The sequence below is a fragment of the Variovorax sp. 01T439_2 genome (assembly GCF_056398445.1).
Genome location: NZ_JBFTPJ010000916.1, coordinates 1 through 2,346 on the forward strand (window position 1 = coordinate 1; position 2,346 = coordinate 2,346).

Below are 2,346 nucleotides of genomic sequence, written 5' to 3' on the forward strand. Positions count from 1 at the left end.
CACCATCAGCACCGTGCAGTAGGCCAGCGCAATGCCGTAGTCGCCGTTGCCCACGCGGCCGATGATGTAGGTGGTGGCCAGTTCGTTCTCGGCCGTGACCAGGAAGATCACCGCGCTCACCGTCGTCATGGCGCGCACGAAGCTGTAGACCAGCGCAGCCACCAGCGCGGGTTTGAGCAGCGGCAGCACCACCTTGAAGAGCGTCTGGGCGGTGGAGGCGCGCAGCATCAGGGAGGCTTCGTCGAGCGAGCGGTCCAGCTGCTTGAAAGCCGCCGTGCCGGCCCGCACGCCCACCGGCAGGTTCCGGAACATGAAGCACAGCACGATGATGAGCCCCGTGCCCGTGAGCTCGAACGGCGGCACGTTGAAGGCCAGGATGTAGCTCACGCCGAGCACGGTGCCTGGAATGGCAAAGGCCAGCAGCGCGCCAAACTCGAAGACGCCCTGCCCCTTGAACTCGTTGCGCGCGAGCAGCCAAGCAATCAGCAGGCCCAGCGCGGCCGTGATGGGCGCGGAGATGCCCGCGAGCTTGAGCGTGGTGAGCAGCGAATTCCACGCGGTGCCGGCCCACACCAAGCCGAACTGCCCCCACTCGAGCGCGAACGCATTCTTGAAATGATCGAGCGTGAAGCTGTAGTCGCGCCCCCAGGTCTGCACGAAGCCGCCCGCAAAGGCGAACAGGTAGACCACTGCGGTGAACGCGATCCACGGCAGCGCGATGCACTGGATGGTGCGCCGCACGCCGTCCGGCAGCGCCATCGCAATGCCCGCATCGCCCTTGCCGCTCACGGTGGTGTAGTTCTGCCGGCCGAGCACGCCGCGCTGCAGCGCGAACACGCCGAGCGCAAAGACCGTGAGCACCCACGCGAGCGAGGCCGCGCGGCCCTGGTCGTACTGCGCGCCGACGATGGCAAAGAAGATGTCGGTCGACAGCACCGAGAACTGCCCGCCCACCACCACCGGGTTGCCGAAGTCCGCAATGCTCTCGATGAAGCCGACCAGGAAGGCATTGGCCAGCCCGGGCTTCAAAAGCGGCAGCGTGATGGTGAAGAAGGTGCGGCGGCGGTCGGCGCGCAGCATCTGCGCCGCCTCTTCCAGGCTGGGCGCAATGCCCTGCACCACCCCGCGCATGATCATGAAGGCGATGGGCGTGAAGGCGAACAGCTGCGCCACCAGCACGCCCGGCATGCCGTAGAACCAGCGCGTCGGCTCGATGCCGAATGCGCTCTCGAGCAGCTGGTTGACGATGCCCGCGCGGCCGAACAGCAGGATCAGCCCGAGCCCCACCACGAAGGGCGGCGTGATGATCGGCAGCAGCGCGAGCACCCGCAGCGCGCCCTGGCCGCGCTTGCTGCCGCGCTCGGCCATCAGTGCCATCAGGGTGCCGAGGAAGGTGGTGCCGGCGGCCGTCAGCAGCGCCAGCACGAGCGTGTTCCAGGCCACGCCGCAGCGCACCCCGCCCGCCAGGCAGCCCACGCCCCAGATGCGTTCGGCGAACACGCGCGCGGCAAAGGCCGTGATCGACCAGCGGCCGTCTTCGTCGAGGAAGGCACCCGCGAGCGCCTTGCTCACCGGGTAGGCGATGAACAGCGCCATCAGCACCCCGCAGCCGACGACCGCGGCCGCCACGAACAGGTCGCCCTTGAAAAGCCCGAGCCGCGCAACGCCGAAGGCCGCCAGCATCGTGAGCGCCGCGAGCGCCACGGCGCCGCCCGCGCCGATGCCGAACTGGTTGATCGCAAGTTCGCCGAACTGCGTGTTGAGCGCCGCAAGGCTCCAGCCGCGCGCGCCGATGGCGAAGCCGGTGATCGCCAGGCCCAAGGCACCGATGGCGCCGCCCGCCAGCAGCCAGCGCCCCTGCGCGCGGCCGGCCGGCCGCCAGGCGCCGATGGCGCACATCGCCAGGCCTGCAAGCCCGATGAAGAGCCAGCCGCGTCCCTGCGTGAGTGCCTGCATCAGGCCGTTGGCGCCCTCGGCCCGGCCGAAGACCTGCGGAACGGCTTCGTACCAGGTGGCGTCCTGGATCGCATACCAGGGCAGCAGCAGGTAGGCCGCGAAACCCAGCGCCACCCACGCCCGGATCCAGCGCTGCGCCCGCCGGGCGGCGGCCACCGACGCCGGATTGGCCGGCGCGCTGCCGATGGAAGCGGCTTGCACTTAGCGCGGCAGCGAATTGACGTCTTTTTCCCAGCGCGCGATCAGGCGCCGGCGCTCGGCGCTGGCGCCGTACTTCGCGTAGTCGTAGTTGATGAACCTGATCTTCTTGAAGTCGGGGATGCGCGGGTCGAGCTTGGCATTCGCATTGCTCGGCAGCTGGAACTGCTTGTTGGCGGCGCCGAGCTCCTG

The 2,346-nt window shown here is 69.1% G+C and carries 1 protein-coding gene and 1 pseudogene; both read right to left on the reverse strand.

Annotated elements, in window-relative coordinates:
* On the reverse strand, positions 1 to 2,157 hold a 2,157-nt coding region (locus AC1DOC_RS29730; RefSeq protein ID WP_478131129.1), incomplete at its 3' end, for an ABC transporter permease.
* Positions 2,158 to 2,346: pseudogene (locus AC1DOC_RS29735) on the reverse strand (iron ABC transporter substrate-binding protein); the annotation flags it as partial.